Source organism: Pseudomonas sp. PvP027, assembly GCF_017833005.1.
In the GTDB taxonomy this organism is placed as follows: Bacteria; Pseudomonadota; Gammaproteobacteria; order Pseudomonadales; family Pseudomonadaceae; genus Aquipseudomonas; species Aquipseudomonas congelans.
The window spans coordinates 2,513,810-2,539,138 of sequence record NZ_JAFIBK010000001.1 but is presented as its reverse complement, the minus strand read 5'-3'; the positions used below and the strand labels follow the sequence as shown (position 1 = coordinate 2,539,138).

Genomic DNA, 25,329 nt, shown 5'->3' with positions numbered 1-25,329 from the left:
CGAACCAGAAAAATGCCTGGTAGAAATGTGTCATCGGGTAGCGGCAAGTGTTTCCAGAAAGCTCTCCAGCACCAAATGAGGGCGCCGGCCTTTGCGGGTGACGGTCACCAGATTGAGGTCGTAAAACTTCGAATCCGGTTTCAATGCGCGCAGCCTGCCTTCCTGCACCCAGGCGTTGGCGTAATGATCTGGCAGGTAGCCTATGTAGCGACCGGTCAGAATCAGGAAGGCGATACCTTCCCGGTCCGACGCGCTGGCCGTGCAGGTCAGTGCCTGGTAATGGTCCTGAACATCGCCGGGCAGGCGAAAGGTCGGAGCAATGGCCTCCTGTTGCGCGAGGCGTGTGTCATCCAGCGTGGCATTGTCGGCGTAAAAGAGCGGATGCCCGACCGCGCAGTAGAGCAGCGAACGCTCGCTGTACAAAGAATGATACTCAAGCCCCGGCAATGCACTGGCCTGCGGTACGACACCGACATGCAGGCCGCCATCAAGTACACCGCGCTCGACTTCGGCGGGGGCGATCATGCGGATGTTGATGTGCACGCCCGGCCCGCGCTCTTTCAGCCGAGCCAGTGCATGGGTGATGCGCATGTGGGGAAGGGTGACCAGATTGTCGGTCAGGCCGATGTTCAGCTCGCCGCGCAGGTTCTGGTGCAGGCCGTTGACCTCGGTCCTGAAACTTTCCAGCGCGCTGAGCAGTTGCAACGACGACTGATAGACCTCGCGCCCTTCGTCGGTCAGTGAAAAGCCGGCTCGTCCTCGCTGGCACAGACGCAGGCCGAGACGTTGTTCCAGATCGCTCATTTGCTGGCTGATCGCTGATCGGCCAATGCCGAGCACACTTTCAGCCGCAGAAAAGCCACCCGCCTCGACCACGCTTTTGAACAGGCGCAGCAAGCGAATATCAAAATCACTGACCTGCGACACCGGATCGGAACGACGGATATTCATTGTTTAGTGATTACCAAACCAAAGATCGTAAAAGGCGGGTTTTATGAACTTTAGCCGCGTGGCACCTTGGCTGCAATGACCGTTCGTTTTAGCGCCTGCGAGGCTTGCTCCCATGAATATGTTCGAAGTGTCCGATGTGCCTGTCACCCGTCAGTTGAAGCTCGATGCTCACTGGATGCCTTACACCGCGAATCGAAATTTCCAGCGCGATCCACGCATGGTGGTGGCCGCGCATGGCAGCTATCTCACAGACGACAAGGGGCGCAAGATCTACGATGCGCTTTCCGGTCTCTGGACATGCGGGGCCGGGCACACTCGCAAGGAAATTCAGGAAGCCGTGTCCCGGCAACTGGGTGTGCTGGATTACTCACCGGGTTTTCAGTTCGGGCATCCCCTGTCGTTCCAGCTGGCAGAACAGATTACCGACCTGACGCCGGGCAATCTCAACCATGTCTTCTATACCAACTCGGGTTCCGAGTGCGCGGATACGGCCGTGAAGATGGTGCGCGCCTACTGGCGGCTGAAAGGCCAGGCGACCAAAACCAAGATGATCGGTCGGGCACGCGGCTATCACGGGGTGAATGTGGCAGGCACCAGCCTGGGTGGCGTGAATGGCAACCGCAAGATGTTCGGGCAGTTGATGGATGTCGATCACCTGCCGCACACCCTGCTGGCCAGCAATGCGTACTCCAAGGGCATGCCCGAGGCGGGCGGTATCGCGCTGGCCGACGAGATGCTCAAGCTGATCGAGTTGCATGATGCGTCGAACATCGCTGCGGTGATCGTCGAGCCCATGGCGGGCTCGGCCGGTGTGATCGTTCCGCCGCAAGGCTATCTCAAGCGCCTGCGGGAAATCTGTGATCAGCACAATATTCTGCTGATCTTCGATGAAGTCATCACCGGCTTCGGTCGTACGGGCTCGATGTTTGGCGCCGACAGTTTCGGTGTCACGCCTGACCTGATGTGCATCGCCAAGCAGATCACCAATGGCGCCATCCCCATGGGGGCAGTAATCGCCAGCAGCGAGATCTATCAAACGTTCATTAATCAGCCGACGCCGGAGTACGCCGTCGAATTTCCTCACGGCTACACCTATTCCGCTCACCCCGTAGCATGTGCGGCCGGGCTGGCAGCGCTTGAACTGTTGCAACGGGAGAATCTGGTGCAGCAGGCTGCAGCAGTCGCTCCGCATTTTGAACGTGCGCTGCACGGTATCAAGGGCGCGAAAAACGTGGTCGACATCCGCAATTACGGTCTGGCGGGTGCCATCCAGCTCGCACCGCGTGACGGCGATGCCATCGTGCGGCCCTTTGAGGCGGGAATGAAACTGTGGAAAGCCGGTTTCTATGTACGCTTCGGCGGTGACACCCTGCAATTCGGACCGACCTTCAACAGCCAGGCGCAGGATCTGGATCGATTGTTCGATGCCGTCGGCGAAACCCTGAACCTGATCGACTGACCGCGCTGGCGGGCTCTCTTCTTATCTACATGCCCTTATCGCATCGGGTGTGAGCTGACTCACGCCCGATGCCTATATCCGGAGTTTTCCATGAGCAGCATTCAGCACTTGATCCACGGCGAGTTTGTTTCTGACGAGGGGCGTAGCGCCAATGTGTTCAACCCGTCGACCGGGCAGGTTATCCACACCGTAGTGCTGGCAGACCGCGAAACAGTCCAGAAAGCAATCGACTCGGCCAAGGCCGCCTTTCCGGCATGGCGCAATACGCCGCCTGCCAAGCGTGCTCAGGTGATGTTCCGTTTCAAGCAGCTGCTTGAGCAGAACGAGGCACGCATTGCCCAGTTGATCAGTGAAGAACACGGCAAGACTCTGGAAGATGCGGCAGGCGAGCTGAAGCGCGGCATTGAAAATGTCGAATACGCGTGTGCTGCACCTGAAGTGCTCAAGGGGGAATACAGCCGCAACGTCGGGCCGAACATCGATGCGTGGTCTGACTTTCAGCCGCTGGGTATCGTTGCCGGTATTACCCCGTTCAACTTCCCGGCGATGGTGCCGCTGTGGATGTACCCGCTGGCCATTGCGTGCGGCAACTGCTTCATCCTCAAGCCCTCGGAGCGCGATCCCAGTTCCACATTGTTGATTGCCGAGTTGCTGCATGAGGCCGGGCTGCCGAAGGGTGTGCTCAATGTGGTTCACGGTGACAAGGTCGCGGTCGATGCGCTGATCGAAGCGCCGGAGGTCAAGGCGCTGAGCTTCGTCGGTTCTACGCCGATTGCCGAGTACATCTATAAGGAGGGCGCCGCGCGTGGCAAGCGCGTTCAGGCCCTCGGTGGTGCCAAGAATCATGCGGTGCTGATGCCGGATGCCGATCTGGACAACGCCGTGAGTGCCTTGATGGGCGCAGCCTACGGATCCTGCGGCGAGCGCTGCATGGCGATTTCGGTCGCGGTGTGCGTCGGCGATCAGATCGCTGATGCATTGGTGGCCAAGCTGGTTCCGCAAATCCAGAGCCTGAAGATCGGTGCAGGCACGACCTGCGGGCTGGACATGGGGCCACTGGTCACCGGGCAGCATCGCGACAAGGTCGGCGGCTATATAGAAGACGGTGTGCAGGCGGGCGCTACCCTGGTGGTGGACGGGCGCAATCTTCAGGTTGCCGGACACGAACAGGGTTTCTTCATGGGCGGCTGCCTGTTTGATCGCGTAACGCCACAGATGCGTATCTATAAAGAAGAGATTTTCGGGCCGGTGCTGTGCATCGTGCGCGTGGACAGCCTTGAGCAGGCCATGCAACTGATCAACGATCACGAATACGGCAACGGCACCTGCATCTTTACTCGCGATGGCGAAGCGGCGCGTCTGTTCTGCGACGAGATTGAAGTGGGGATGGTCGGGGTCAACGTCCCGCTGCCGGTGCCGGTGGCCTATCACAGCTTTGGTGGCTGGAAGCGTTCCCTGTTCGGCGACCTGCATGCCTACGGTCCGGATGGTGTGCGCTTCTATACCCGTCGCAAGGCCATTACCCAGCGCTGGCCGCAACGTGCGAGCCATGAAGCGTCGCAATTTGCCTTTCCAAGCCTGTAAATCCTGTGGGAGGGAGATCGTCTATAAAGAAGATCTCCCGTGTTTACGGGGGAGTCGCAAAGCAGGCTGAAGATTTTTGAAATTAACGGTTGACGCCCTCTGTGATGTGTCTATAATTCGCCCCACTTCCGGCGCAGACGGAAACGAAAAAGCCTTGTAGATCAATAGTTTGCAAGGTTTTGGAGTGAAGAGTCAGCGAGGAAGAAGGTCGGGTCTGGGTTGATCGGCAGCGGTGAGAAAAAAGAGTTTGACACGCGGTTGTAACGCTGTAGAATTCGCCTCCCGCTGATGAGCAGCTCCAGAGTTGATCGCAGCGCAAGTGGTTGAAGTTGCAAAGGAAACTTTGAAAACTTCTTAAAATAACCGCTTGACAGATACAGAGGACGCTGTAGAATGCGCGCCTCGGTTGAGACGAAAGATCTTAACCGCCGCTCTTTAACAACTGAATCAAGCAATTCGTGTGGGTGCTTGTGGTGTCAGACTGAAGTCAACAGATTATCAGCAACCCAAGTTACTCCGCGAGAAATCAAAGATGTAACCAACGATTGCTGAGCCAAGTTTAGGGTTTTCTCAAAACCCAGTTAGATGTTTGAACTGAAGAGTTTGATCATGGCTCAGATTGAACGCTGGCGGCAGGCCTAACACATGCAAGTCGAGCGGCAGCACGGGTACTTGTACCTGGTGGCGAGCGGCGGACGGGTGAGTAATGCCTAGGAATCTGCCTGGTAGTGGGGGATAACGCTCGGAAACGGACGCTAATACCGCATACGTCCTACGGGAGAAAGCAGGGGACCTTCGGGCCTTGCGCTATCAGATGAGCCTAGGTCGGATTAGCTAGTTGGTGAGGTAATGGCTCACCAAGGCGACGATCCGTAACTGGTCTGAGAGGATGATCAGTCACACTGGAACTGAGACACGGTCCAGACTCCTACGGGAGGCAGCAGTGGGGAATATTGGACAATGGGCGAAAGCCTGATCCAGCCATGCCGCGTGTGTGAAGAAGGTCTTCGGATTGTAAAGCACTTTAAGTTGGGAGGAAGGGCAGTTACCTAATACGTGATTGTTTTGACGTTACCGACAGAATAAGCACCGGCTAACTCTGTGCCAGCAGCCGCGGTAATACAGAGGGTGCAAGCGTTAATCGGAATTACTGGGCGTAAAGCGCGCGTAGGTGGTTTGTTAAGTTGAATGTGAAATCCCCGGGCTCAACCTGGGAACTGCATCCAAAACTGGCAAGCTAGAGTATGGTAGAGGGTGGTGGAATTTCCTGTGTAGCGGTGAAATGCGTAGATATAGGAAGGAACACCAGTGGCGAAGGCGACCACCTGGACTGATACTGACACTGAGGTGCGAAAGCGTGGGGAGCAAACAGGATTAGATACCCTGGTAGTCCACGCCGTAAACGATGTCAACTAGCCGTTGGGAGCCTTGAGCTCTTAGTGGCGCAGCTAACGCATTAAGTTGACCGCCTGGGGAGTACGGCCGCAAGGTTAAAACTCAAATGAATTGACGGGGGCCCGCACAAGCGGTGGAGCATGTGGTTTAATTCGAAGCAACGCGAAGAACCTTACCAGGCCTTGACATCCAATGAACTTTCCAGAGATGGATTGGTGCCTTCGGGAGCATTGAGACAGGTGCTGCATGGCTGTCGTCAGCTCGTGTCGTGAGATGTTGGGTTAAGTCCCGTAACGAGCGCAACCCTTGTCCTTAGTTACCAGCACGTTAAGGTGGGCACTCTAAGGAGACTGCCGGTGACAAACCGGAGGAAGGTGGGGATGACGTCAAGTCATCATGGCCCTTACGGCCTGGGCTACACACGTGCTACAATGGTCGGTACAGAGGGTTGCCAAGCCGCGAGGTGGAGCTAATCTCACAAAACCGATCGTAGTCCGGATCGCAGTCTGCAACTCGACTGCGTGAAGTCGGAATCGCTAGTAATCGCGAATCAGAATGTCGCGGTGAATACGTTCCCGGGCCTTGTACACACCGCCCGTCACACCATGGGAGTGGGTTGCACCAGAAGTAGCTAGTCTAACCTTCGGGGGGACGGTTACCACGGTGTGATTCATGACTGGGGTGAAGTCGTAACAAGGTAGCCGTAGGGGAACCTGCGGCTGGATCACCTCCTTAATCGACGACTCAGCTGCACCATAAGCACCCACACGAATTGCTTGATTCATTGAAGAAGACGATTAGAAGCAGCGCCCGAGTTCGGGTCTGTAGCTCAGTTGGTTAGAGCGCACCCCTGATAAGGGTGAGGTCGGCAGTTCGAATCTGCCCAGACCCACCAGTTTACTGGTGAGATAGCTGGTCAGAGAGACGCCTCCACGGTATGTAGAAATACGGGGCCATAGCTCAGCTGGGAGAGCGCCTGCCTTGCACGCAGGAGGTCAGCGGTTCGATCCCGCTTGGCTCCACCACTTACTGCTTCTGTTTGAAAGCTTAGAAATGAGCATTCCATTGATCCTGACGATCAATGCCTGAATGTTGATTTCTAGTCTTTGATTAGATCGTTCTTTAAAAATTTGGGTATGTGATAGAAAGAAATATAGACCGGGCACCTCTTTCACTGGTGCGTGTCCGGGCTAAGGTAAAGTTTGTGAAATGCAAACTTTCGGCGAATGTCGTCTTCACAGTATAACCAGATTGCTTGGGGTTATATGGTCAAGTGAAGAAGCGCATACGGTGGATGCCTTGGCAGTCAGAGGCGATGAAAGACGTGGTAGCCTGCGAAAAGCTTCGGGGAGTCGGCAAACAGACTGTGATCCGGAGATGTCTGAATGGGGGAACCCAGCCATCATAAGATGGTTATCTTGTACTGAATACATAGGTGCAAGAGGCGAACCAGGGGAACTGAAACATCTAAGTACCCTGAGGAAAAGAAATCAACCGAGATTCCCTTAGTAGTGGCGAGCGAACGGGGACCAGCCCTTAAGTTGTATTGAGATTAGCGGAACACTCTGGAAAGGGTGGCCATAGTGGGTGATAGCCCTGTACGCGAAAATCCCTTTGCAATGAAATCGAGTAGGACGGGGCACGAGAAACCTTGTCTGAATATGGGGGGACCATCCTCCAAGGCTAAATACTACTGACTGACCGATAGTGAACCAGTACCGTGAGGGAAAGGCGAAAAGAACCGCGGAGAGCGGAGTGAAATAGATCCTGAAACCGTATGCGTACAAGCAGTGGGAGCCCACTTTGTTGGGTGACTGCGTACCTTTTGTATAATGGGTCAGCGACTTATTTTCAGTGGCGAGCTTAACCGAATAGGGGAGGCGTAGCGAAAGCGAGTCTTAATAGGGCGTCTAGTCGCTGGGAATAGACCCGAAACCGGGCGATCTATCCATGGGCAGGTTGAAGGTTGGGTAACACTAACTGGAGGACCGAACCGACTACCGTTGAAAAGTTAGCGGATGACCTGTGGATCGGAGTGAAAGGCTAATCAAGCTCGGAGATAGCTGGTTCTCCTCGAAAGCTATTTAGGTAGCGCCTCATGTATCACTGTAGGGGGTAGAGCACTGTTTCGGCTAGGGGGTCATCCCGACTTACCAAACCGATGCAAACTCCGAATACCTACAAGTGCCGAGCATGGGAGACACACGGCGGGTGCTAACGTCCGTCGTGAAAAGGGAAACAACCCAGACCGTCAGCTAAGGTCCCAAAGTCATGGTTAAGTGGGAAACGATGTGGGAAGGCTTAGACAGCTAGGAGGTTGGCTTAGAAGCAGCCACCCTTTAAAGAAAGCGTAATAGCTCACTAGTCGAGTCGGCCTGCGCGGAAGATGTAACGGGGCTCAAACCATGCACCGAAGCTACGGGTATCATCTTAGGATGATGCGGTAGAGGAGCGTTCTGTAAGCCTGTGAAGGTGAGTTGAGAAGCTTGCTGGAGGTATCAGAAGTGCGAATGCTGACATGAGTAACGACAATGGGTGTGAAAAACACCCACGCCGAAAGACCAAGGTTTCCTGCGCAACGTTAATCGACGCAGGGTTAGTCGGTCCCTAAGGCGAGGCTGAAAAGCGTAGTCGATGGAAAACAGGTTAATATTCCTGTACTTCTGGTTATTGCGATGGAGGGACGGAGAAGGCTAGGCCAGCCTGGCGTTGGTTGTCCAGGTTTAAGGTGGTAGGCTGAGATCTTAGGTAAATCCGGGATCTTAAGGCCGAGAGCTGATGACGAGTGTTCTTTTAGAACACGAAGTGGTTGATGCCATGCTTCCAAGAAAAGCTTCTAAGCTTCAGGTAACCAGGAACCGTACCCCAAACCGACACAGGTGGTTGGGTAGAGAATACCAAGGCGCTTGAGAGAACTCGGGTGAAGGAACTAGGCAAAATGGCACCGTAACTTCGGGAGAAGGTGCGCCGGTGGAGGTGAAGCATTTACTGCGTAAGCCCCTGCCGGTCGAAGATACCAGGCCGCTGCGACTGTTTATTAAAAACACAGCACTCTGCAAACACGAAAGTGGACGTATAGGGTGTGACGCCTGCCCGGTGCCGGAAGGTTAATTGATGGGGTTAGCGCAAGCGAAGCTCTTGATCGAAGCCCCGGTAAACGGCGGCCGTAACTATAACGGTCCTAAGGTAGCGAAATTCCTTGTCGGGTAAGTTCCGACCTGCACGAATGGCGTAACGATGGCGGCGCTGTCTCCACCCGAGACTCAGTGAAATTGAAATCGCTGTGAAGATGCAGTGTATCCGCGGCTAGACGGAAAGACCCCGTGAACCTTTACTATAGCTTTGCACTGGACTTTGAATTTGCTTGTGTAGGATAGGTGGGAGGCTTTGAAGCGTGGACGCCAGTCTGCGTGGAGCCAACCTTGAAATACCACCCTGGCAACTTTGAGGTTCTAACTCAGGTCCGTTATCCGGATCGAGGACAGTGTATGGTGGGTAGTTTGACTGGGGCGGTCTCCTCCTAAAGAGTAACGGAGGAGTACGAAGGTGCGCTCAGACCGGTCGGAAATCGGTCGTAGAGTATAAAGGCAAAAGCGCGCTTGACTGCGAGACAGACACGTCGAGCAGGTACGAAAGTAGGTCTTAGTGATCCGGTGGTTCTGTATGGAAGGGCCATCGCTCAACGGATAAAAGGTACTCCGGGGATAACAGGCTGATACCGCCCAAGAGTTCATATCGACGGCGGTGTTTGGCACCTCGATGTCGGCTCATCACATCCTGGGGCTGAAGCCGGTCCCAAGGGTATGGCTGTTCGCCATTTAAAGTGGTACGCGAGCTGGGTTTAGAACGTCGTGAGACAGTTCGGTCCCTATCTGCCGTGGACGTTTGAGATTTGAGAGGGGCTGCTCCTAGTACGAGAGGACCGGAGTGGACGAACCTCTGGTGTTCCGGTTGTCACGCCAGTGGCATTGCCGGGTAGCTATGTTCGGAAAAGATAACCGCTGAAAGCATCTAAGCGGGAAACTTGCCTCAAGATGAGATCTCACTGGAACCTTGAGTTCCCTAAAGGGCCGTCGAAGACTACGACGTTGATAGGTTGGGTGTGTAAGCGCTGTGAGGCGTTGAGCTAACCAATACTAATTGCCCGTGAGGCTTGACCATATAACACCCAAGCAATTTGCGTCGAATGACCAGATTGCGGTGACTGTGGAGATGACACGAACCGAAAGTTTGCGTCACGAACAACACCTGAACCGACTATCACATACCCGATTTGCTGAAGCGCGCCGCACGGCACGATTCGGTACCCGAATTTCTTGACGACCATAGAGCATTGGAACCACCTGATCCCATCCCGAACTCAGCAGTGAAACGATGTATCGCCGATGGTAGTGTGGGGTTTCCCCATGTGAGAGTAGGTCATCGTCAAGATTGAATTCCAGAAACCCTCTTCGCTTACGCGTCGAGGGTTTTTGTTTGTCTGGGGTTTGAGAAACCTCTGCATTCTCCTGAACTTATAACTCCACCTCTCCGGCAGTCATCCAGACGCACGTGCTTATGGCAATCCGGTGCGCTTGCCCTTATGGTTCGGCATCAGGTTCTACGCACCCGTCAAGGAAGCAAGCATGTCCGTTACAACCTCTCTGAGTGCAGGCTTCATGGTGGTTCAAGGCAACCGCCCGGATGAACTGCGCAGTCTGGTTGTGTCCTGGATGCGGCGTTATCCATTGGCACCCTTGGAAAACGAGATTGCTCTGGTGCAGAGCAACGGTATTGCTCAATGGCTGAAGCTGGCGTTGGCCGAAGATGCTCAGGATGAAGATAACGGTGGCTGTGGTATCGCCGCCGCCATAGACGTCCAGTTGCCCGGCAGTTTCATGTGGACGCTGTATCGCATGGTGCTGGGAGGGGATGAGATTCCCCAGACTTCGTTGCTCGACAAGACCCCTTTGACTTGGCGCTTGATGCGCTTGTTGCCCTCGCTGATCAATCAGCCACACTTCGAGCCTCTGCAGCGATTTCTGACCGACGACACTGACCTGCGCAAGCGCTATCAATTGTCCGAACGCCTGTCCGATCTGTTCGACCAATATCAGGTTTACCGCGCTGACTGGCTGGAAGACTGGGCCGCTGGTCGCCATCAATTGCGCGACGTACGAGGCCAGTCCAGACCACTGTCAGCCGCCAATTGCTGGCAAGCCGAACTGTGGCGCGCGCTGCTGGATGATGTCGGTGCTGAAGGGATGTCGCAGAGCCGCGCAGGCGTGCATCAACGCTTCATCGAGCGCATCGGCAACATGACCGAAGCGCCGCCGGGCTTGCCGGCACGGGTCATCGTTTTCGGCATTTCGTCACTGCCGGCACAAGCACTCGAGGCGTTGGCAGGGCTGGCCAGATTCAGTCAGGTTCTGCTCTGTGTCCACAATCCGTGCCGTCACCACTGGACCGATATCGTTGCTGACAAGGACCTGCTGCGTCACCAGTACAAGCGCCAGGCGCGCAAGAGCGGAATGCCAATGGTTCTCGACCCGCAAGCGCTGCATCAGCATGCTCACCCCTTGCTCGCGGCCTGGGGCAAGCAGGGACGTGATTACATCAACCTGCTCGACAGCCATGACGACCCACGCAGCTACCGCTCCTCGTTCAAGGACGAGCGCATTGACCTGTTCAGTGACGCGGAGCCCACCACCCTGCTGAACCAGTTGCAGGACGATATTCTCGAGCTGCGTCCGCTGGATGAGACCCGTGAGCTCTGGCCGGCAGTCGATCCTCTTGAGGATCGCTCGATTCGCTTCCATGTGGCCCACAGCGCACAGCGCGAAGTGGAAGTGCTACATGACCAGCTATTGGCGAGATTCAGCAAAGATCCCGGCCTGCGCCCGCGTGACGTGATTGTCATGGTCCCGGACATCGACAGCTATGCCCCGCACATACGAGCGGTATTCGGGCAGATCGAACGCGAAGATCGTCGCTTCATACCCTTCACGCTGGCTGACCAGGGCCAGCGCGGCCGCGAGCCGTTGCTGATTGCTGTCGAGCATCTGCTCAAACTCCCGGACAGCCGTTTTCCGGTCAGCGAAATTCTTGACCTTCTGGACGTTCCAGCCTTGCGAGCACGCTTCAGGATTCAGGAACGTGACTTGCCAACGCTGCATCGCTGGATAGAAGGCGCAGGCATTCGTTGGGGCCTTAATGCTCAACAGCGTGCCGGTCTGGGACTGCCTGATGCCCTTGAGCAGAACAGCTGGCATTTCGGCCTGCGCCGAATGTTGCTGGGTTACGCCGTGGGGGCAGGTGCGGCTTACGATGGTATCGAACCTTACGATGAGATCGGCGGGCTTGATGCGGCGTTGATCGGTCCGCTGGTCGCGCTGATTGACGCTCTCCAGGTCGCTCATACGGAGTTGTCGACACCCACGACTCCGGAAGCGTGGGGTGCCCGCCTGCAATCCTTGCTGCAGTTGTTCTTCCTCGCCGACAGCGAGCATGACGACTACCTGCTTGCCCAACTGGAAACACTGCGCGAGAACTGGCTGGAAACCTGTGCAACGGTAAGGCTGACCGATGAGCTGCCGCTGACCGTTGTGCGTGAGGCGTGGCTGGCCGGGCTCGATCAAGGGCGCCTGTCCCAGCGTTTTCTGGCGGGCTCGGTCAACTTCTGCACGCTGATGCCTATGCGTGCCATTCCGTTCAAAGTGGTCTGCCTCTTGGGCATGAACGACGGCGATTACCCGCGCGCGCAACCGCCGCTGGATTTCGACCTGATGGGCAGCGATTACCGCCCCGGCGACCGTTCCCGACGTGAAGACGATCGCTACCTGTTGCTGGAAGCGCTGCTCTCGGCCAGAGACCAGTTGTATGTCAGCTGGGTTGGCCACAGCATTCGTGACAACAGTGAGCGTCCGGCTTCGGTGCTGATCGGTCAGCTGCGCGATCACCTCGCCAGCGGCTGGAAGCTGGCTGGCGAGACCGATCCGGACGTTAAACAGGATGATGAGCGCTTGCTGAAAGCCCTGACGGTGAATCACCCATTGCAACCCTTCAGCGCCAATTACTTCCACGCCGGCACGGGGTACTTCAGCTTCGCACGCGAGTGGCGCCTGCTGCATGAAACCGACCTTCAGCTGCCCGTGCCCCAAGCGCTGCCCGCTCATGAACAGGAAGAACCGCTGTCCATTGCGCAGTTGCAGGATTTCCTGAGAAATCCGGTAAAGCACTTCTTCAGCCAGCGCCTGAAGATCTATTTCGAAGTCGCTGAAGCGCCGCTCGCCGATGAGGAACCGTTCGTGCTCGACGCCCTTGAGCGCTACGGCCTGAGTGAAAGCCTGCTTGGCGCTGGCATGTCCTCGCCGGACAACATGGAGTCTGCTCTGCAGACTCAGGCGCTGAAACTGCAAGCCAGTGGTCTGCTGCCGCTCGCAGGTTTCGGCACCTTGATGCAGAGCGAACTGATCGAGCCGCTGCCGGACGTACTCAGGCGCTACCACGATCTGTTGACCCTCTGGCCCGAGACCCTGAGCAGCGCTTTACCGATCGGTTTCAGCCATGCGGGTGTCAGCATCGACGGCTGGCTGGGCGGGCTGCACCGTAACGCCCGCAGCGAGCTGTTGCTGGTCACCGCCATTCCCAACAGCATCGGTTCGAAAAAGACCCGCAAGTGGCACCGGCTGATTCGGCCGTGGGTCAATCACCTGGTGGCGTGCGCCTGTGGTCTGCCGTTGAGCACGGCGCTGGTCGCCAGTGATGAAACCCTGATGCTTGAGCCGCTGGACAAGGCAGCCGCCGTGACTACCCTCAATCACTTGCTGACGGCCTGGCTGCGCGGCATGCAGGAACCTCTTCCGATCGCTGTCAAAACCGCCTTTGCCTGGTTGGGCCAGCCCGCCGACAAAGCCGAAGCGGCCGCCCGCAAAGCCTACGAAGGTGACGGACAGACCACCGATGGCGAGCGTCGCGAAAGCACGGCACTGGCTCGGCAGTTCCCGGACTTTGACGCACTGATGGACAGTGAAGAATTTGCAGGCTGGTGCGAGACGCTTTACAAACCGATTTACGACGCGCCCTGGCAGTCGTTGTCCGGCGGGGAGGGCAGCGCATGAGCGAGCAATCCCTTCCACTCGCGCTGCGCTTTCCACTGCGCGGCAGCCAGTTGATCGAGGCCAGCGCCGGCACCGGCAAGACTTTCACCATCTCCGCCCTGTACTTGCGTCTGGTGCTCGGCCACGGCACCGAGCAGTCCGGCTTTGGTCGTGAACTGCTGCCGCCGCAGATCCTCGTGGTGACCTTCACCGACGCCGCGACCAAGGAGCTGCGTGACAGAATTCGTACCCGGCTGGCGGAGGCTGCGCGGTTCTTTCGTGACGAGATCGCCGCCCCCGATGGCCTGATTGCCGAGCTGCGTGAACAGTTCGACGCGTCGCTATGGCCAGCCTGCGCCAGCCGTCTGGACATCGCCGCACAGTGGATGGACGAGGCCGCGGTCTCGACCATTCACAGTTGGTGCCAGCGCATGTTGCGCGAGCACGCATTCGACAGCGGCAGCCTGTTCACCCAGACGCTGGAAACCGACCACAGCGATTTGCTCGGCGAAGTCCTGCGCGATTACTGGCGACGCTTCTGCTACCCCATGAGCGGCGACGCATTGCTCTGGGTGCGGGAAAACCTCAGCGGCCCGGCAGCGTTATTGCCGCGTGTACGAGGTCTGTTCGGGCGCGATCGCAGTCCTCGCACGCAGGAACCGGCCGAACTGATCGCGGCATCATTGCAAGAGCGCCGGGCAGCGCTTGCCGCGCTGAAAGCGCCTTGGGCCGTGTGGGCTGACGAGCTGTATGCGCTCTGTCAGGACGCCGTCGCCCGCAAGGCTGTCGATGGCCGCAAGATGCAGGAACGCTACTTCAAACCCTGGTTTGAAAAGCTTGCCGCCTGGGCCGCTGACGACACGCAGGAAGCACTGGATCTGGGCACTGGTTTCACTCGTCTGACCCCTGAAGGTATTGCTGAAGCCTGGAAGAGCGATCCACCTGCGCACCCGGCCTTCGAGGCGATGGCACAGCTGAAGGCGGCGCTCGACGGCTTGCCCAAACCGGATGCTGCCGTGTTGCAGCATGCGGCGCAGTGGGTCAGCGCGCGCTTTGAAGAAGAGAAGCGTCGCCGTGCCGAGATGGGCTTTGATGACATGCTGCTCAGGCTCGACGCCGCCCTGCATGGCGCTGGCGGCGAGCGTCTGGCCACCCTGATTCGCGAACAGTTTCCGGTGGCGTTGATCGACGAATTCCAGGACACCGACCCGGTCCAGTACCGGATCTTCGACAGCATCTATCGTCTCGAGGCCAACGATGAGCAGACCGGGCTGTTCCTGATTGGCGACCCGAAGCAGGCGATCTATGCCTTTCGCGGCGCCGATATCTACACCTACCTGCGTGCCCGCCAGGCCACCGATGGCCGTTGGCATACCCTGGACACCAACTACCGCTCCAGTCATGCGATGGTCGACTCGGTCAACCATGTCTTCACGCGCGCAGAGCAACGTGAACAAGGTCGCGGTGCGTTCCTGTTTCGTGACGAGCAAGGCAATCAGGTACCGTTCTCCGATGCGCTGGCGCAAGGCCGCAAAGAGACACTGCACGTCGACGGTGCACCCCTGACGGCGCTGACGGTCTGGCATCTGCAGAGCGACCAGCCGGTGTCCGGCGTGGTTTATCGTCAACAGTTGGCAGCCAGTTGCGCCAGCGAGATCGTGCGTCTGCTCAATGCCGGTCAGCAGGACCGTGCCGGTTTCGTCACGCCCGACAACGCACTGCGCGGGCTGCGTCCGGCCGACATTGCGATTCTGGTCCGCGACGGCAAGGAAGCGCAGGCGGTGCGTCAGCAACTGACCACGCGTGGTGTGCGCAGCGTGTACCTGTCCGACAAGGATTCGGTGTTCGCCGCTCAGGAAGCCCACGACCTGCTGTCCTGGCTCAAGGCCTGTGCCGAGCCGGACTCCGAACGCACGCTGCGTGCCGCGCTGGCGTGTATCACGCTGGACCTGCCGCTGGCCGAGCTGGAACGCCTGAATCAGGACGAACTGGCGTGGGAGCGGCGCGTTATGCAGTTTCGTGGCTATCGCGCCATATGGCGCAGCCAGGGTGTGCTGCCGATGCTGCGCCGTCTGCTGCACGACTTTGCCCTGCCACAGACCTTGATGACCCGCAACGACGGCGAGCGAGTACTCACCAACCTGCTGCACCTGTCTGAATTGTTGCAGCAGGCTGCCGCCGAGCTGGATGGCGAACAGGCGCTGATCCGTCATCTGGGCGACCACCTGGCACTCTCCGGTCAGGCCGGAGAGGAGCAGATCCTGCGTCTGGAAAGCGACGAGCAACTGGTCAAGGTGGTCACTATCCACAAGTCCAAGGGGCTGCAGTACCCGCTGGTGTTCCTGCCGTTCATTTGCTCGTCGAAGCCTGTGGACGGCAGTCGCCTGCCGTTGCAGTTTCATGACGCCGACGGCAAGTCCCAGATCAGCCTGCAGCCTACCGAGGCGCTGATTCAACAAGCCGATGACGAACGTCTGGCCGAAGACCTGCGCTTGCTTTACGTTGCCCTCACCCGATCGGAACATGCCTGCTGGCTGGGCGTCGCCGACCTCAAGCGTGGCAATGCCAACACCTCGATGCTGCATCGTTCGGCACTGGGTTACCTGCTGGGCGGTGGCGCAGCGCTGGCCGAGTCGACGGAGTTGAGCGTCTGGCTGCGTGATCTGGCCCAGGGGTGTGAGGCGATCGCCTTGCAGCCCGTTCCTGGACCCACCGACGAGCACTTCAGTGCGCCGCGCAACGCAGCGGCGCTGGTCAAGCTGCTGGTGCCCAAACGTCGCGCTGCCGAGAACTGGTGGATCGCGTCCTACAGTGCCCTGCGTATCGGCGACACGGTAACGGCCGGTGCCGATGAATCACCTGACAGCCCGCAGGCACAGAAACTGTTCGACGACGAGCGCCTGGACCCCGAAGCCCCACGCGACATCCTGACCAGCGGCGGCGATATCCATCGTTTTCCGCGTGGCCCCAATCCCGGCACCTTTCTGCACGGGCTGCTCGAGTGGGCTGGCAACGAAGGTTTTGCGATGACGGCACACGCGCCGGAGAAACTGCAGGACGCCGTCGCCCGGCGCTGCAATCGGCGCGGTTGGGCAGGCTGGATCAATACCCTGAGCGATTGGCTGCAACACATGCTGAACATGCCGATGCGCCTGTCACCGGATGCTGCACCGGTGGCCCTGAGCGAGCTGGATCAGCCCAATCAGTACCGTGTGGAAATGGAATTCTGGTTCGCCAGCAATAACGTCAACGTCGCGCAGATGGATGCCTTGGTGCGCCGCTTCACCCACGACAATGCACCGCGTGCTGCGACCGAGACGGTCTCGCTCAACGGCATGTTCAAGGGCTTTATCGACCTGACGTTCGAACACGAAGGCCGGTATTACGTGGCGGACTACAAGTCGAACTGGCTGGGCAGCGACGACAGTGCCTACACCCAGTTGGCCATGGAAACCGCCATTCTCGACAACCGCTACGACCTGCAATACGTCCTGTATCTGCTGGCCCTGCACCGTCAGCTCAAGACGCGGATGGCCGACTACGATTACGACCAGCACATGGGCGGCGCGTTGTACCTGTTCCTGCGGGGCAGTCGCTCGGCCTCTCAGGGAGCGTATTTCACCCGTCCGCCACGTGAGCTGATCGAAAGTCTGGACCTGTTGTTTCAGGGAAAACCGATAGCGCATGACCTGCCGGGAGCATTGGCATGAGCCGCTCGTTCGATGATCTGTTGCCTACGGCACTGGACGACATCAGCCTTGCTGAGTTGAACCCGTTGACGCGCGTCAGCGATCTGCTGATCCTGCTCGAACGTTGGGTCGAGCGCGGCTGGTTGCGTGCTCTGGACAAGGCGTTCGTCGCGTTCCTCAGTGACCTCGATCCGCAGGCCGATCCGTTGGTGCTGGTGGCTGCGGCGCTTACCAGTCATCAGCTCGGCCACGGCCATGTCTGCCTTGATCTGTACGAGACCCTCAAAGAACCGGACTTCGCCCTGTCACTGCCACCCGAAGGCGATCAGCAGAGCGCGCCGATGCTGCTGCCCTCACAACTGCTGGCAGCACTGGATGGCGCTACCTGGTGTCAGGCGCTGGCAGACAGCATGCTGGTCGCCGAGGTCGGCGATTCAAGTGCCGAAGCGCGACAAAAACCATTGGTGCTGGCCGAGCGGCGTCTGTACCTGCGTCGCTACTGGACTTACGAACGGCGTATCGCTGCAGCCTTGCGTCAGCGCCTGGCCCAGCGTGAAACGCCGCCGGAGGATTTGGCGCAGCAGCTCGACGCGTTGTTCGGTCCGGCCGATCCCTCGCCACAAGCCGTCATCGACTGGCAGAAACTTGCCTGCGCGCTGGCCACCCGCAAGGGCTTCAGCATCATCACCGGCGGCCCCGGCACCGGCAAAACCACCACGGTGGTACGCCTGCTGGCCTTGTTGCAGGCCCCGGCGGTACAGAGTGGCCAACCGCTGCGCATCCGGCTCGCGGCGCCCACCGGCAAGGCGGCGGCACGTTTGACCGAGTCCATCAGCCAACAGGTGCAGAGCCTGGATGTCAGTGACGACGTACGACAGAAAATCCCCAGTGAGGTGACCACCGTCCACCGCTTGCTGGGCAGTCGCCCCGGTACCCGGCACTTCCGCCACCACGCGGGCAATTTACTGCCGCTGGATGTGCTGGTGGTTGATGAAGCGTCCATGATCGACCTGGAAATGATGGCCAATCTGCTCGACGCACTGCCGCCGCATGCACGCATGGTTCTGCTGGGCGACAAGGACCAGCTGGCGTCCGTGGAGGCGGGGGCGGTCCTCGGGGATTTGTGCCGCGACGCCGAAGAAGGTTTCTACAGCCCCGACACCCAGGCCTGGCTGGAAGCGGTCAGCGGCGAAGACCTCGGCAAGGGCGGTTTGCGCCAGGGCGATGCGCAGCAGCATCCGTTGGCCCAGCAAGTGGTGATGCTGCGCCACTCGCGTCGCTTTGGCCAGGGCAGCGGCATCGGCCAGTTGGCCCGACTGGTCAACCAGCAACAGGACCAACAGGCCCGCGCGCTGCTGTCGGCAGGCAGTCATGACGACCTGTTCGCCCTGGCACTCAAAGGCGAGCAGGACCTCAAGTTTGAACGCTTGGTTCTCGACGGTCTGGGCAGGGGCGAGCAAGGCCCGCAGGGTTACCGGCATTACCTGAACATACTCGCTGCCGAGCGTCCCGCCGATGGTTCGGCACTGGACGACGCGTGCTGGACGCGTTGGGCGCGCTCGGTACTCAGCGCCTTCGACGCCTTTCAATTGCTGTGTGCCGTACGCAAAGGCCCGTGGGGCGTGGAGGGTTTGAACCAGCGCATCACTCACGCGCTGTTCAGCGCGAAGCTGATCGAAAGCGAGCAGCAATGGTACGAAGGTCGCCCGGTGCTGATGACCCGCAACGACTATGGCCTCGGCCTGATGAACGGCGACATCGGCATCACCCTGCGTCTGCCCGAGCGCGACGGCGAAGGCAAACAGGTATTGCGCGTCGCCTTTCCCCGCAACGACGGCAGCGATGGCGTACGCTTCGTCCTGCCCAGCCGCCTCAACGAGGTAGAAACCGTGTACGCCATGACCGTACACAAATCCCAGGGCTCGGAATTCGCCCATACCGCCCTGATCCTGCCCGAAGCGCTCAACCCGGTACTGACCAAGGAGCTCATCTACACCGGCATCACCCGCGCCAAGCACTGGTTCAGCCTGATCGAACCGCGCCAGGGCATATTCGAAGAAGCCCTGCGCCGCAAGGTCAAACGCCTGAGTGGGCTGATGCTGGGGCTTTGATCATGTCCGGGCTGTCCGGCGATTCTCTACCGGGCAGCACAGATACGACGTCTAGCGTCATAACCCCTATGCTCTTCAACCGGGTTAAGGGGCAACTGAAAAGGCCAAGGTGTAACTGCGTGATGACGGCGGATAAAGTGTGTGCTGTGGTTCTGCGGAACAGGGGAGTGCTGGAAATTCTGGCATTTGAGCATCCGTTGGCGTGCCTGCAATTGGTCAAGGGCAGTGTGGAACCAGGCGAGTCAACTTGCGCGGCTGCTGTGCGGGAGTTAATGGAGGAGGCCGGGATTCAAGCGACAGCAAAGCGAAATCTGGGTGAGTGGCATTCCACCATAACGGGACATGTCTGGGCATTTCATGAGTGTCATGTGGCTCAAGACCTTCCCGATAGCTGGGTGCATTTTGCAGAGGATGATGGAGGGCACGATTTCAGATTTTTCTGGCATCCGCTGATGAGTGAGCCGTCTGACAGGTGGCACCATATTTTCAAGGATGCCTTGAGCTTTCTCAGGGAGACCCTTGCTTGAGCTTGGGCATGGGTCAGCTCTTCTTTAGGTGCCGGGAGTGTCTTCTGTGTTTACTCATTGGCTGTGCCGAGTTTGACGTGGCGCTGGTAGCACGCCTCAGGGCTGGAAGGGGTCTGGTCGCCCCGGACACTGTTTCAGACGAGCAATGACGTCAGGCGCCGTTTTGGCTGTGTCGATCCTGCCGATATCATCAAGATAGATGTCTATCATCCGCCCCCATTTCGGCGTTACGTAGAAACACCTCTGAAATCCCTTGTCGGTCCACCAGTCGAACCTCATGAAGAAGTCTTTATCAGGGAAGATTTGGCCCCACTCGACCGCTGAGCCGCCACCTGCGGGCATGTCACCTTTATAAATTTGATGCTGAGTGTTCCAGATGTATCGAAACTCGTCCTTTCCTTCGTGAGAAAAATTTACTGCTACGACTGGAGACGCTAAGTACCAAAAGGCCATAGGGCCGACCAATAGGCCAACAAGCAGCCAACGGCCATACCCGGTTTTAGTTTTGCTTGCATTTGTGTTCACGGATGCCTTTTCCCCATGCTTCAGGTGCTACTGCAAGAACTTCCTTCATTACCATTTGTGCCGTAATTCCACCGGTGGGGTTTTGGCTGAACAGCTTGATCCCAATGCTAATCGAAATCCGGTCTGGGGCGTCGTCCCATGCACGGAGTCCATCAATGTCGGCCGAGCGATTAGGCCCCGGAAGTTTTCTTTCCTCTTTCGGTTTCTGTAGGACCTCGACTGCTTTCCTGAGTGTGTCTGAAACGATCTGCTCAGCACCTGCGCCATCCAAAAGGATGCTTTCGGAAAGCCCACCAACTCGCCCGACGTATCCATAGTGAATGTTCGACCAGATGTCATAGAAGTAATCGTAATCGCCCTGTTTGTGGTAGACGACGCCATCGTATTTCGCGGCGAGTATCGGCTTGTGATCCCACGGGCGATTCTGACCAACACGTTCTGCCCAGATGGCAAAGGCCTTTGCTTGCATACCGGCCGCCATGCTGTAGAAGTCCGGGCCGGGACCAAGGCGCAAGTAAAATGGAAGCGCCTCATACTCCTTCATCTTTACCGCCGCATCGAAGCTATTGAGGTCTCTCATCTGTCGAACTGCGGGACTATTGATGTTGGCGTTCATCTCTCCAGCAATATAAGTCGCCAGCTCTTCCATCCTGTCAGGGTGTTTGCAAACAACAGGTTCCGCTTTTGACTCAGGCTGCGCATCTGACTTCTTACCGGCTGCCTTGGGATCTACCAAGGCATCCGCCGCCAAGGCTTTCTCCGTGAGCTTCGGGTCAGACAACAAGGTCGCCATCTTCTCGTCGTCCACGGAACCGTCTGGCCGGAAAGCCCCCAGCGCCATGAAGTCAATAATGCTCGCGCCACCAGCGTCGCCCATGACGAAGCCGCCACCAACATTGCCTGAGCCCGTGATGATTGTCCCGCCGTGACTGGTGGGGCTTCCCAAGTGGGCCATAGGACGGCCATTCACCAGAATGGAAGGAAAGCCTGTGGTGATGACCGCACCACACCCGCAGGTATCACCCACACGTGCCGCGCCCATGCCGTTGATGTTGACGTCACCGGATGCAGAAGCGACAGGCGTTGTACCGTGACCCGGCAATGGGCAGGCGTGCCTGTCGCCCAATCGAGCTGAAGAAATCATTGCATGCCGTCCTTGCGTCTTTGATCCGTAGACAACAACCAGCGTTTAGTTGACGCGTGGGAGGCTACCGGAAGCGTAAAAGACGGTATGTAGGGCAAGTCTCAATTTTGCGCAGTACCTTGAGAATCTGAGCGAAAAGTCGGTGTGACCTCAATGAGAGCGAACTCGCATCCGTGTCACAAGCTGTCTACCCCGCTACTATACGGTTACCTGATCCCTTGAAAGTCTGTCACTGAAGGAAGCGAATAGCGCGGTTTTCCCCCAACAAAAAACCCTTATTCAACTCCGTCACCTCCCGAATGTAATCCCACAGCAACGTGATCCGTTTCAGCTTGCGCAGGTCCTCCCGGCAGTACATCCAGAATTGACGAGTGATGTTCACTTCTTCCGTCAGCACGGGCAGCAGCCGTGGGTCTTGAGCGGCGAGGAAACATGGCAGGATGGCCAGTGCGCGGCCCTGCAGGGCGGCTGTGTATTGGGCTATGACGCTGGTGCTGCGCAGTTGTGCCTGGGCGTTGGGCAGCAGGTTGCTCATGTACAGCAGCTCGGAGCTGAACGCCAGGTCGTCGACGTAGCTGATGAAGACGTGCTCGCTCAGGTCCGCCTTGTGTTCGATGGGCGGGTGGTTGTCGAGGTAGGCCTGGGTCGCGTACAGACGCAGGCTGTAATCGCAGAGTTTGCAACACACATAGGGGCCGTGTTCGGGGCGCTCCAGGGCGATAACGATATCCGCCTCGCGCTTCGACAGGCTGATGAAGTGCGGCAGCGGCAGGATGTCCAGCGAAATGCTCGGGTAGCTGTCGAGAAAGTGGCTCAGTTGCGGGGTGATGAAGAAGCTGCCGAAGCCTTCGGTGCAGCCCATGCGGACATGCCCGGACAACGCGACGCTGGACCCGGATACCTGCTCGCAGGCCATGTGCAGTGTGCTTTCGATGGACTCGGCATAGCCCAGCAGGCGCTGACCTTCGGCGGTCATGATGAAGCCGTTGTTGCGCGATTTCTCGAACAGCAGCGTGCCCAGCGAGGTTTCCAGCGAGTTGATGCGCCGCGACACGGTGGTGTAGTCGACGCCCAGGCGGCGGGCCGCGCTGCTGACTTTTCGGGTGCGCGCCACCTCGAGGAAAAACTTCAGGTCATCCCAGTTCAACAACCCCAGGGAGGTGATGTTTTTTTGCATGTTGACCCTGCTTTTATCTGCATTCTTGTTAGAAGTTTGCACGTCTATACTCCAAAGCACGCCCCCTGACCAATTCAAAAACAAGACTGCCGGGAGGCCACGATCATCCTTCTGTACAGGCTGTGGATGCGTGGTTTGCTGAAGGGAGAATCGCTGAAATGAACGCCTCACTGAACCACACGACGACCTCGATTGCTCGCGTGAAACTGCTGATCAACGGCGAGTGGACCGACTCGCTAAGCAGCGAATGGCAAGACATCGTCAACCCGGCCACCCAGGAAATCCTCGCCCAGGTGCCATTCGCCACGGCCAGTGAAGTAGACGCCGCCGTCGCAGCAGCCCACGCGGCCTATCGAACCTGGCGCGAAACACCGATCGGTGTGCGTATGCGCATCATGCTCAAGTTGCAGGCGCTGATCCGCGAGCACTCCCAACGTATCGCGGCGGTACTCAGTGCCGAGCAGGGCAAGACGCTGGCCGATGCCGAGGGCGATATCTTTCGGGGCCTGGAAGTGGTCGAGCACGCCTGCTCGATCGGCACGCTGCAAATGGGCGAGTTTGCCGAGAACGTCGCCAGCGGCGTCGACACCTACACGCTGCGTCAGCCGATCGGTGTGTGCGCCGGGATCACGCCGTTCAACTTCCCGGCGATGATTCCGCTGTGGATGTTTCCGATGGCGATCGCCTGCGGCAATACATTCGTGCTCAAGCCTTCTGAGCAGGATCCGCTGTCGACCCTGCTGCTGGTCGAGCTGGCGATCGAGGCGGGGGTGCCGCCCGGTGTGCTCAACGTGGTGCATGGCGGCAAGGAGGTGGTGGACGCGATCTGCACGCACAAGGATATCAAGGCTGTTTCCTTCGTCGGTTCGACGGCGGTCGGCACGCATGTCTACGATCTTGCCGGTCGGCATGGCAAGCGTGTGCAGGCGATGATGGGGGCGAAAAATCATGCCGTCGTGCTACCCGATGCCAACCGTGAGCAAACCCTGAACGCGCTGGTGGGCGCAGGTTTCGGTGCGGCGGGCCAGCGTTGCATGGCGACCTCCGTGGTGGTGCTGGTCGGCGCTTCGAAACAATGGCTGCCGGACCTCAAGGCGCGGGCGCAGACACTAAAGGTCAATGCCGGTCAGGAACCGGGCACCGACATCGGGCCGGTGATTTCACGGCGCGCCAGACAGCGCATTCTGGACCTGATCGAGAGCGGTGTGCGTGAAGGTGCGACGCTGGAACTGGATGGTCGGGAGGTTTCGGTACCGGGTTACGAGGGCGGCAACTTCGTAGGGCCGACACTGTTCTCGGGCGTCACCACCGACATGCAGATCTATACCCAGGAAATTTTCGGGCCGGTGCTGGTGGTGCTGGAGGTCGATACCCTTGATGACGCTATCGCGCTGGTCAACGCCAACCCGTTCGGCAACGGCACCGGGCTGTTTACCCAGAGCGGCGCGGCGGCACGCAAGTTTCAAAGCGAGATCGATGTCGGGCAGGTCGGCATCAATATTCCGATTCCCGTGCCAGTGCCGTTTTTCAGCTTCACCGGCTCGCGGGGTTCCAAACTGGGCGATCTGGGCCCGTACGGCAAACAGGTGGTGCAGTTCTACACTCAGACCAAGACCGTCACCAGCCGCTGGTTCGATGACGACAGCGTCAATGATGGTGTGAACACCACGATTAATCTGCGCTGAGCGCTGGCGGTCAATTCGCTTGGGAGAACAACCATGAACATCGCATTTATCGGTCTGGGCAACATGGGCGCGCCCATGGCCCGCAACCTGATCAGAGCCGGCCACGCCTTGCAGGTGTTCGACCTGAACAAGACAGTACTGGCTGAATTCGCCGAGCTGGGCGCACAGATCGGCGACTCACCGGCACAGGCGGCCCAGGGCAGTGAACTGGTCATCACCATGCTGCCCGCTGCGGCGCACGTGCGCAGCGTATACCTGAACGACGACGGCGTTTTGAAGGGGATCTCGCCCGGAGTTCCGGCGGTTGATTGCAGCACCATCGACCCGCAAACCATTCGCGACATCGCCGCGCTCGCTGCGCAGCAAGGCGTGGTGTTGGGCGATGCGCCGGTGTCGGGCGGCACCGGTGGTGCGCAGGCCGGGACGCTGACCTTCATGGTCGGAGGTTCTGCCGGGCACTTTGCTGTGCTCAAACCGGTGCTGGACCAGATGGGCCGCAACATCGTGCATTGTGGTGATGTGGGCACCGGCCAGATCGCCAAGATCTGCAATAACATGCTGCTGGCGATTTCCATGATCGGCGTCGCCGAGTCCATGGCGCTGGGCAATGCACTGGGTATCGATACCCAAGTGCTGGCCGGCATCATCAATACCTCGACCGGTCGTTGCTGGAGTTCCGAGGCCTACAACCCGTGGCCCGGCATCGTCGAAACCGCTCCTGCGTCACGCGGTTACAGCGGCGGCTTCGGTGCCGAGCTGATGCTCAAGGATCTGGGCCTGGCAACCGAGGCCGCGCGTTCGGCGCATCAACCGGTCATCCTCGGCGCAGTGGCGCAACAGCTGTATCAAGCCATGAGCCTGCGTGGCGACGGCGGCAAGGATTTCTCGGCGATCATTGAGGGGTATCGCCCGAAAGTGTAGGCGTGACCTGTCTCGGGGAGCAGCGGGGCGTTGATGTGTATCCGGTTTTTACATTAGGAAAACGCAGCAGAACCGGCTACTTT

The 25,329-nt window shown here is 58.5% G+C and carries 12 protein-coding genes, 2 tRNA genes and 3 rRNA genes; 13 read left to right on the top strand and 4 right to left on the bottom strand.

Annotated features, from left to right (window positions below; all coding sequences use genetic code 11):
* Positions 1 to 30 precede the first annotated feature (30 nt).
* The gene (locus JOE33_RS10670; RefSeq protein WP_010431855.1) at positions 31 to 951 is read right to left on the bottom strand and encodes a LysR family transcriptional regulator; all 921 of its coding nucleotides are present in this window, start codon (positions 949 to 951) and stop codon (positions 31 to 33) included.
* A gap of 112 nt (positions 952 to 1,063) precedes the next feature.
* On the opposite strand from JOE33_RS10670, the gene JOE33_RS10665 reads away from it, so the two are divergent.
* The 11 genes from JOE33_RS10665 to JOE33_RS10615 all read left to right on the top strand — a co-directional run bounded on the left by JOE33_RS10665 (position 1,064) and on the right by JOE33_RS10615 (position 19,794).
* Positions 1,064 to 2,410, top strand: coding sequence for an aspartate aminotransferase family protein (locus JOE33_RS10665; RefSeq protein WP_209924071.1), 1,347 nt, complete (start codon positions 1,064 to 1,066; stop codon positions 2,408 to 2,410).
* A 90-nt stretch (positions 2,411 to 2,500) separates the two neighbouring features.
* Positions 2,501 to 3,994, top strand: a complete 1,494-nt coding sequence (locus JOE33_RS10660; RefSeq protein ID WP_096101956.1) for a CoA-acylating methylmalonate-semialdehyde dehydrogenase — start codon at positions 2,501 to 2,503, stop codon at positions 3,992 to 3,994.
* A 591-nt stretch (positions 3,995 to 4,585) separates the two neighbouring features.
* A 16S ribosomal RNA gene (locus JOE33_RS10655) occupies positions 4,586 to 6,124 on the top strand.
* An 83-nt stretch (positions 6,125 to 6,207) separates the two neighbouring features.
* Positions 6,208 to 6,284: transfer RNA gene (locus JOE33_RS10650), tRNA-Ile, on the top strand.
* A gap of 54 nt (positions 6,285 to 6,338) precedes the next feature.
* A tRNA-Ala gene (locus JOE33_RS10645) sits at positions 6,339 to 6,414 on the top strand.
* Between the two features lie 242 nt (positions 6,415 to 6,656).
* A 23S ribosomal RNA gene (locus JOE33_RS10640) occupies positions 6,657 to 9,550 on the top strand.
* A 154-nt stretch (positions 9,551 to 9,704) separates the two neighbouring features.
* Positions 9,705 to 9,820 (top strand): 5S ribosomal RNA (gene rrf, locus JOE33_RS10635).
* Together the 16S, 23S and 5S rRNA genes with 2 tRNA genes alongside form the textbook arrangement of a ribosomal RNA operon.
* A gap of 194 nt (positions 9,821 to 10,014) precedes the next feature.
* Positions 10,015 to 13,488 (top strand): exodeoxyribonuclease V subunit gamma, encoded by a 3,474-nt coding sequence (recC, locus tag JOE33_RS10630; protein WP_187625617.1) that lies wholly within the window; start codon positions 10,015 to 10,017, stop codon positions 13,486 to 13,488.
* Positions 13,485 to 17,177 carry an exodeoxyribonuclease V subunit beta gene (gene recB, locus JOE33_RS10625; protein WP_187625618.1) on the top strand — a complete coding sequence of 1,231 codons (3,693 nt, stop codon included), beginning with the start codon at positions 13,485 to 13,487 and terminating at the stop codon, positions 17,175 to 17,177. The genes recC and recB overlap by 4 nt, the downstream gene beginning before the upstream one ends.
* Positions 17,174 to 19,267 (top strand): exodeoxyribonuclease V subunit alpha, encoded by a 2,094-nt coding sequence (gene recD, locus JOE33_RS10620; RefSeq protein WP_187625619.1) that lies wholly within the window; start codon positions 17,174 to 17,176, stop codon positions 19,265 to 19,267. The genes recB and recD overlap by 4 nt, the downstream gene beginning before the upstream one ends.
* Positions 19,268 to 19,389: 122 nt before the next feature.
* Positions 19,390 to 19,794: an NUDIX domain-containing protein gene (locus JOE33_RS10615; protein ID WP_187625666.1), complete on the top strand. Its 405-nt coding sequence runs from the start codon at positions 19,390 to 19,392 to the stop codon at positions 19,792 to 19,794.
* A 96-nt stretch (positions 19,795 to 19,890) separates the two neighbouring features.
* Here JOE33_RS10615 and JOE33_RS10610 read toward each other — a convergent pair whose 3' ends face one another.
* The 3 genes from JOE33_RS10610 to JOE33_RS10600 all read right to left on the bottom strand — a co-directional run bounded on the left by JOE33_RS10610 (position 19,891) and on the right by JOE33_RS10600 (position 22,640).
* Positions 19,891 to 20,247, bottom strand: a complete 357-nt coding sequence (locus tag JOE33_RS10610) for a hypothetical protein (protein ID WP_010436337.1) — start codon at positions 20,245 to 20,247, stop codon at positions 19,891 to 19,893.
* A gap of 46 nt (positions 20,248 to 20,293) precedes the next feature.
* Entirely contained in the window at positions 20,294 to 21,463 is a 1,170-nt protein-coding gene (locus JOE33_RS10605; RefSeq protein WP_187625620.1) for a polymorphic toxin type 44 domain-containing protein, read from the bottom strand.
* A gap of 229 nt (positions 21,464 to 21,692) precedes the next feature.
* Positions 21,693 to 22,640 carry a LysR family transcriptional regulator gene (locus tag JOE33_RS10600; protein WP_010434142.1) on the bottom strand — a complete coding sequence of 316 codons (948 nt, stop codon included), beginning with the start codon at positions 22,638 to 22,640 and terminating at the stop codon, positions 21,693 to 21,695.
* Between the two features lie 158 nt (positions 22,641 to 22,798).
* Here JOE33_RS10600 and JOE33_RS10595 point away from each other — a divergent pair, with 158 nt between their 5' ends.
* Both JOE33_RS10595 and mmsB read left to right on the top strand, forming a co-directional pair.
* Complete coding sequence (locus JOE33_RS10595) at positions 22,799 to 24,325, top strand: CoA-acylating methylmalonate-semialdehyde dehydrogenase (RefSeq protein WP_187625621.1); 1,527 nt, start codon at positions 22,799 to 22,801, stop codon at positions 24,323 to 24,325.
* Between the two features lie 33 nt (positions 24,326 to 24,358).
* Positions 24,359 to 25,246, top strand: a complete 888-nt coding sequence (gene mmsB / locus JOE33_RS10590; protein WP_054992695.1) for a 3-hydroxyisobutyrate dehydrogenase — start codon at positions 24,359 to 24,361, stop codon at positions 25,244 to 25,246.
* The last annotated feature ends 83 nt before the right edge of the window (positions 25,247 to 25,329 follow it).

Coding starts and splice junctions, on each gene's coding strand:
- recC (WP_187625617.1), top strand. CDS start 10,015: ATGTCCGTTACAACCTCTCTGAGTGCAGGCTTCATGGTGGTTCAAGGC.
- JOE33_RS10660 (WP_096101956.1), top strand. CDS start 2,501: ATGAGCAGCATTCAGCACTTGATCCACGGCGAGTTTGTTTCTGACGAG.
- mmsB (WP_054992695.1), top strand. CDS start 24,359: ATGAACATCGCATTTATCGGTCTGGGCAACATGGGCGCGCCCATGGCC.
- recD (WP_187625619.1), top strand. CDS start 17,174: ATGAGCCGCTCGTTCGATGATCTGTTGCCTACGGCACTGGACGACATC.
- JOE33_RS10605 (WP_187625620.1), bottom strand. CDS start 21,463: ATGATTTCTTCAGCTCGATTGGGCGACAGGCACGCCTGCCCATTGCCG.
- JOE33_RS10615 (WP_187625666.1), top strand. CDS start 19,390: ATGACGGCGGATAAAGTGTGTGCTGTGGTTCTGCGGAACAGGGGAGTG.
- recB (WP_187625618.1), top strand. CDS start 13,485: ATGAGCGAGCAATCCCTTCCACTCGCGCTGCGCTTTCCACTGCGCGGC.
- JOE33_RS10595 (WP_187625621.1), top strand. CDS start 22,799: ATGAACGCCTCACTGAACCACACGACGACCTCGATTGCTCGCGTGAAA.
- JOE33_RS10600 (WP_010434142.1), bottom strand. CDS start 22,640: ATGCAAAAAAACATCACCTCCCTGGGGTTGTTGAACTGGGATGACCTG.
- JOE33_RS10670 (WP_010431855.1), bottom strand. CDS start 951: ATGAATATCCGTCGTTCCGATCCGGTGTCGCAGGTCAGTGATTTTGAT.
- JOE33_RS10665 (WP_209924071.1), top strand. CDS start 1,064: ATGAATATGTTCGAAGTGTCCGATGTGCCTGTCACCCGTCAGTTGAAG.
- JOE33_RS10610 (WP_010436337.1), bottom strand. CDS start 20,247: ATGGCCTTTTGGTACTTAGCGTCTCCAGTCGTAGCAGTAAATTTTTCT.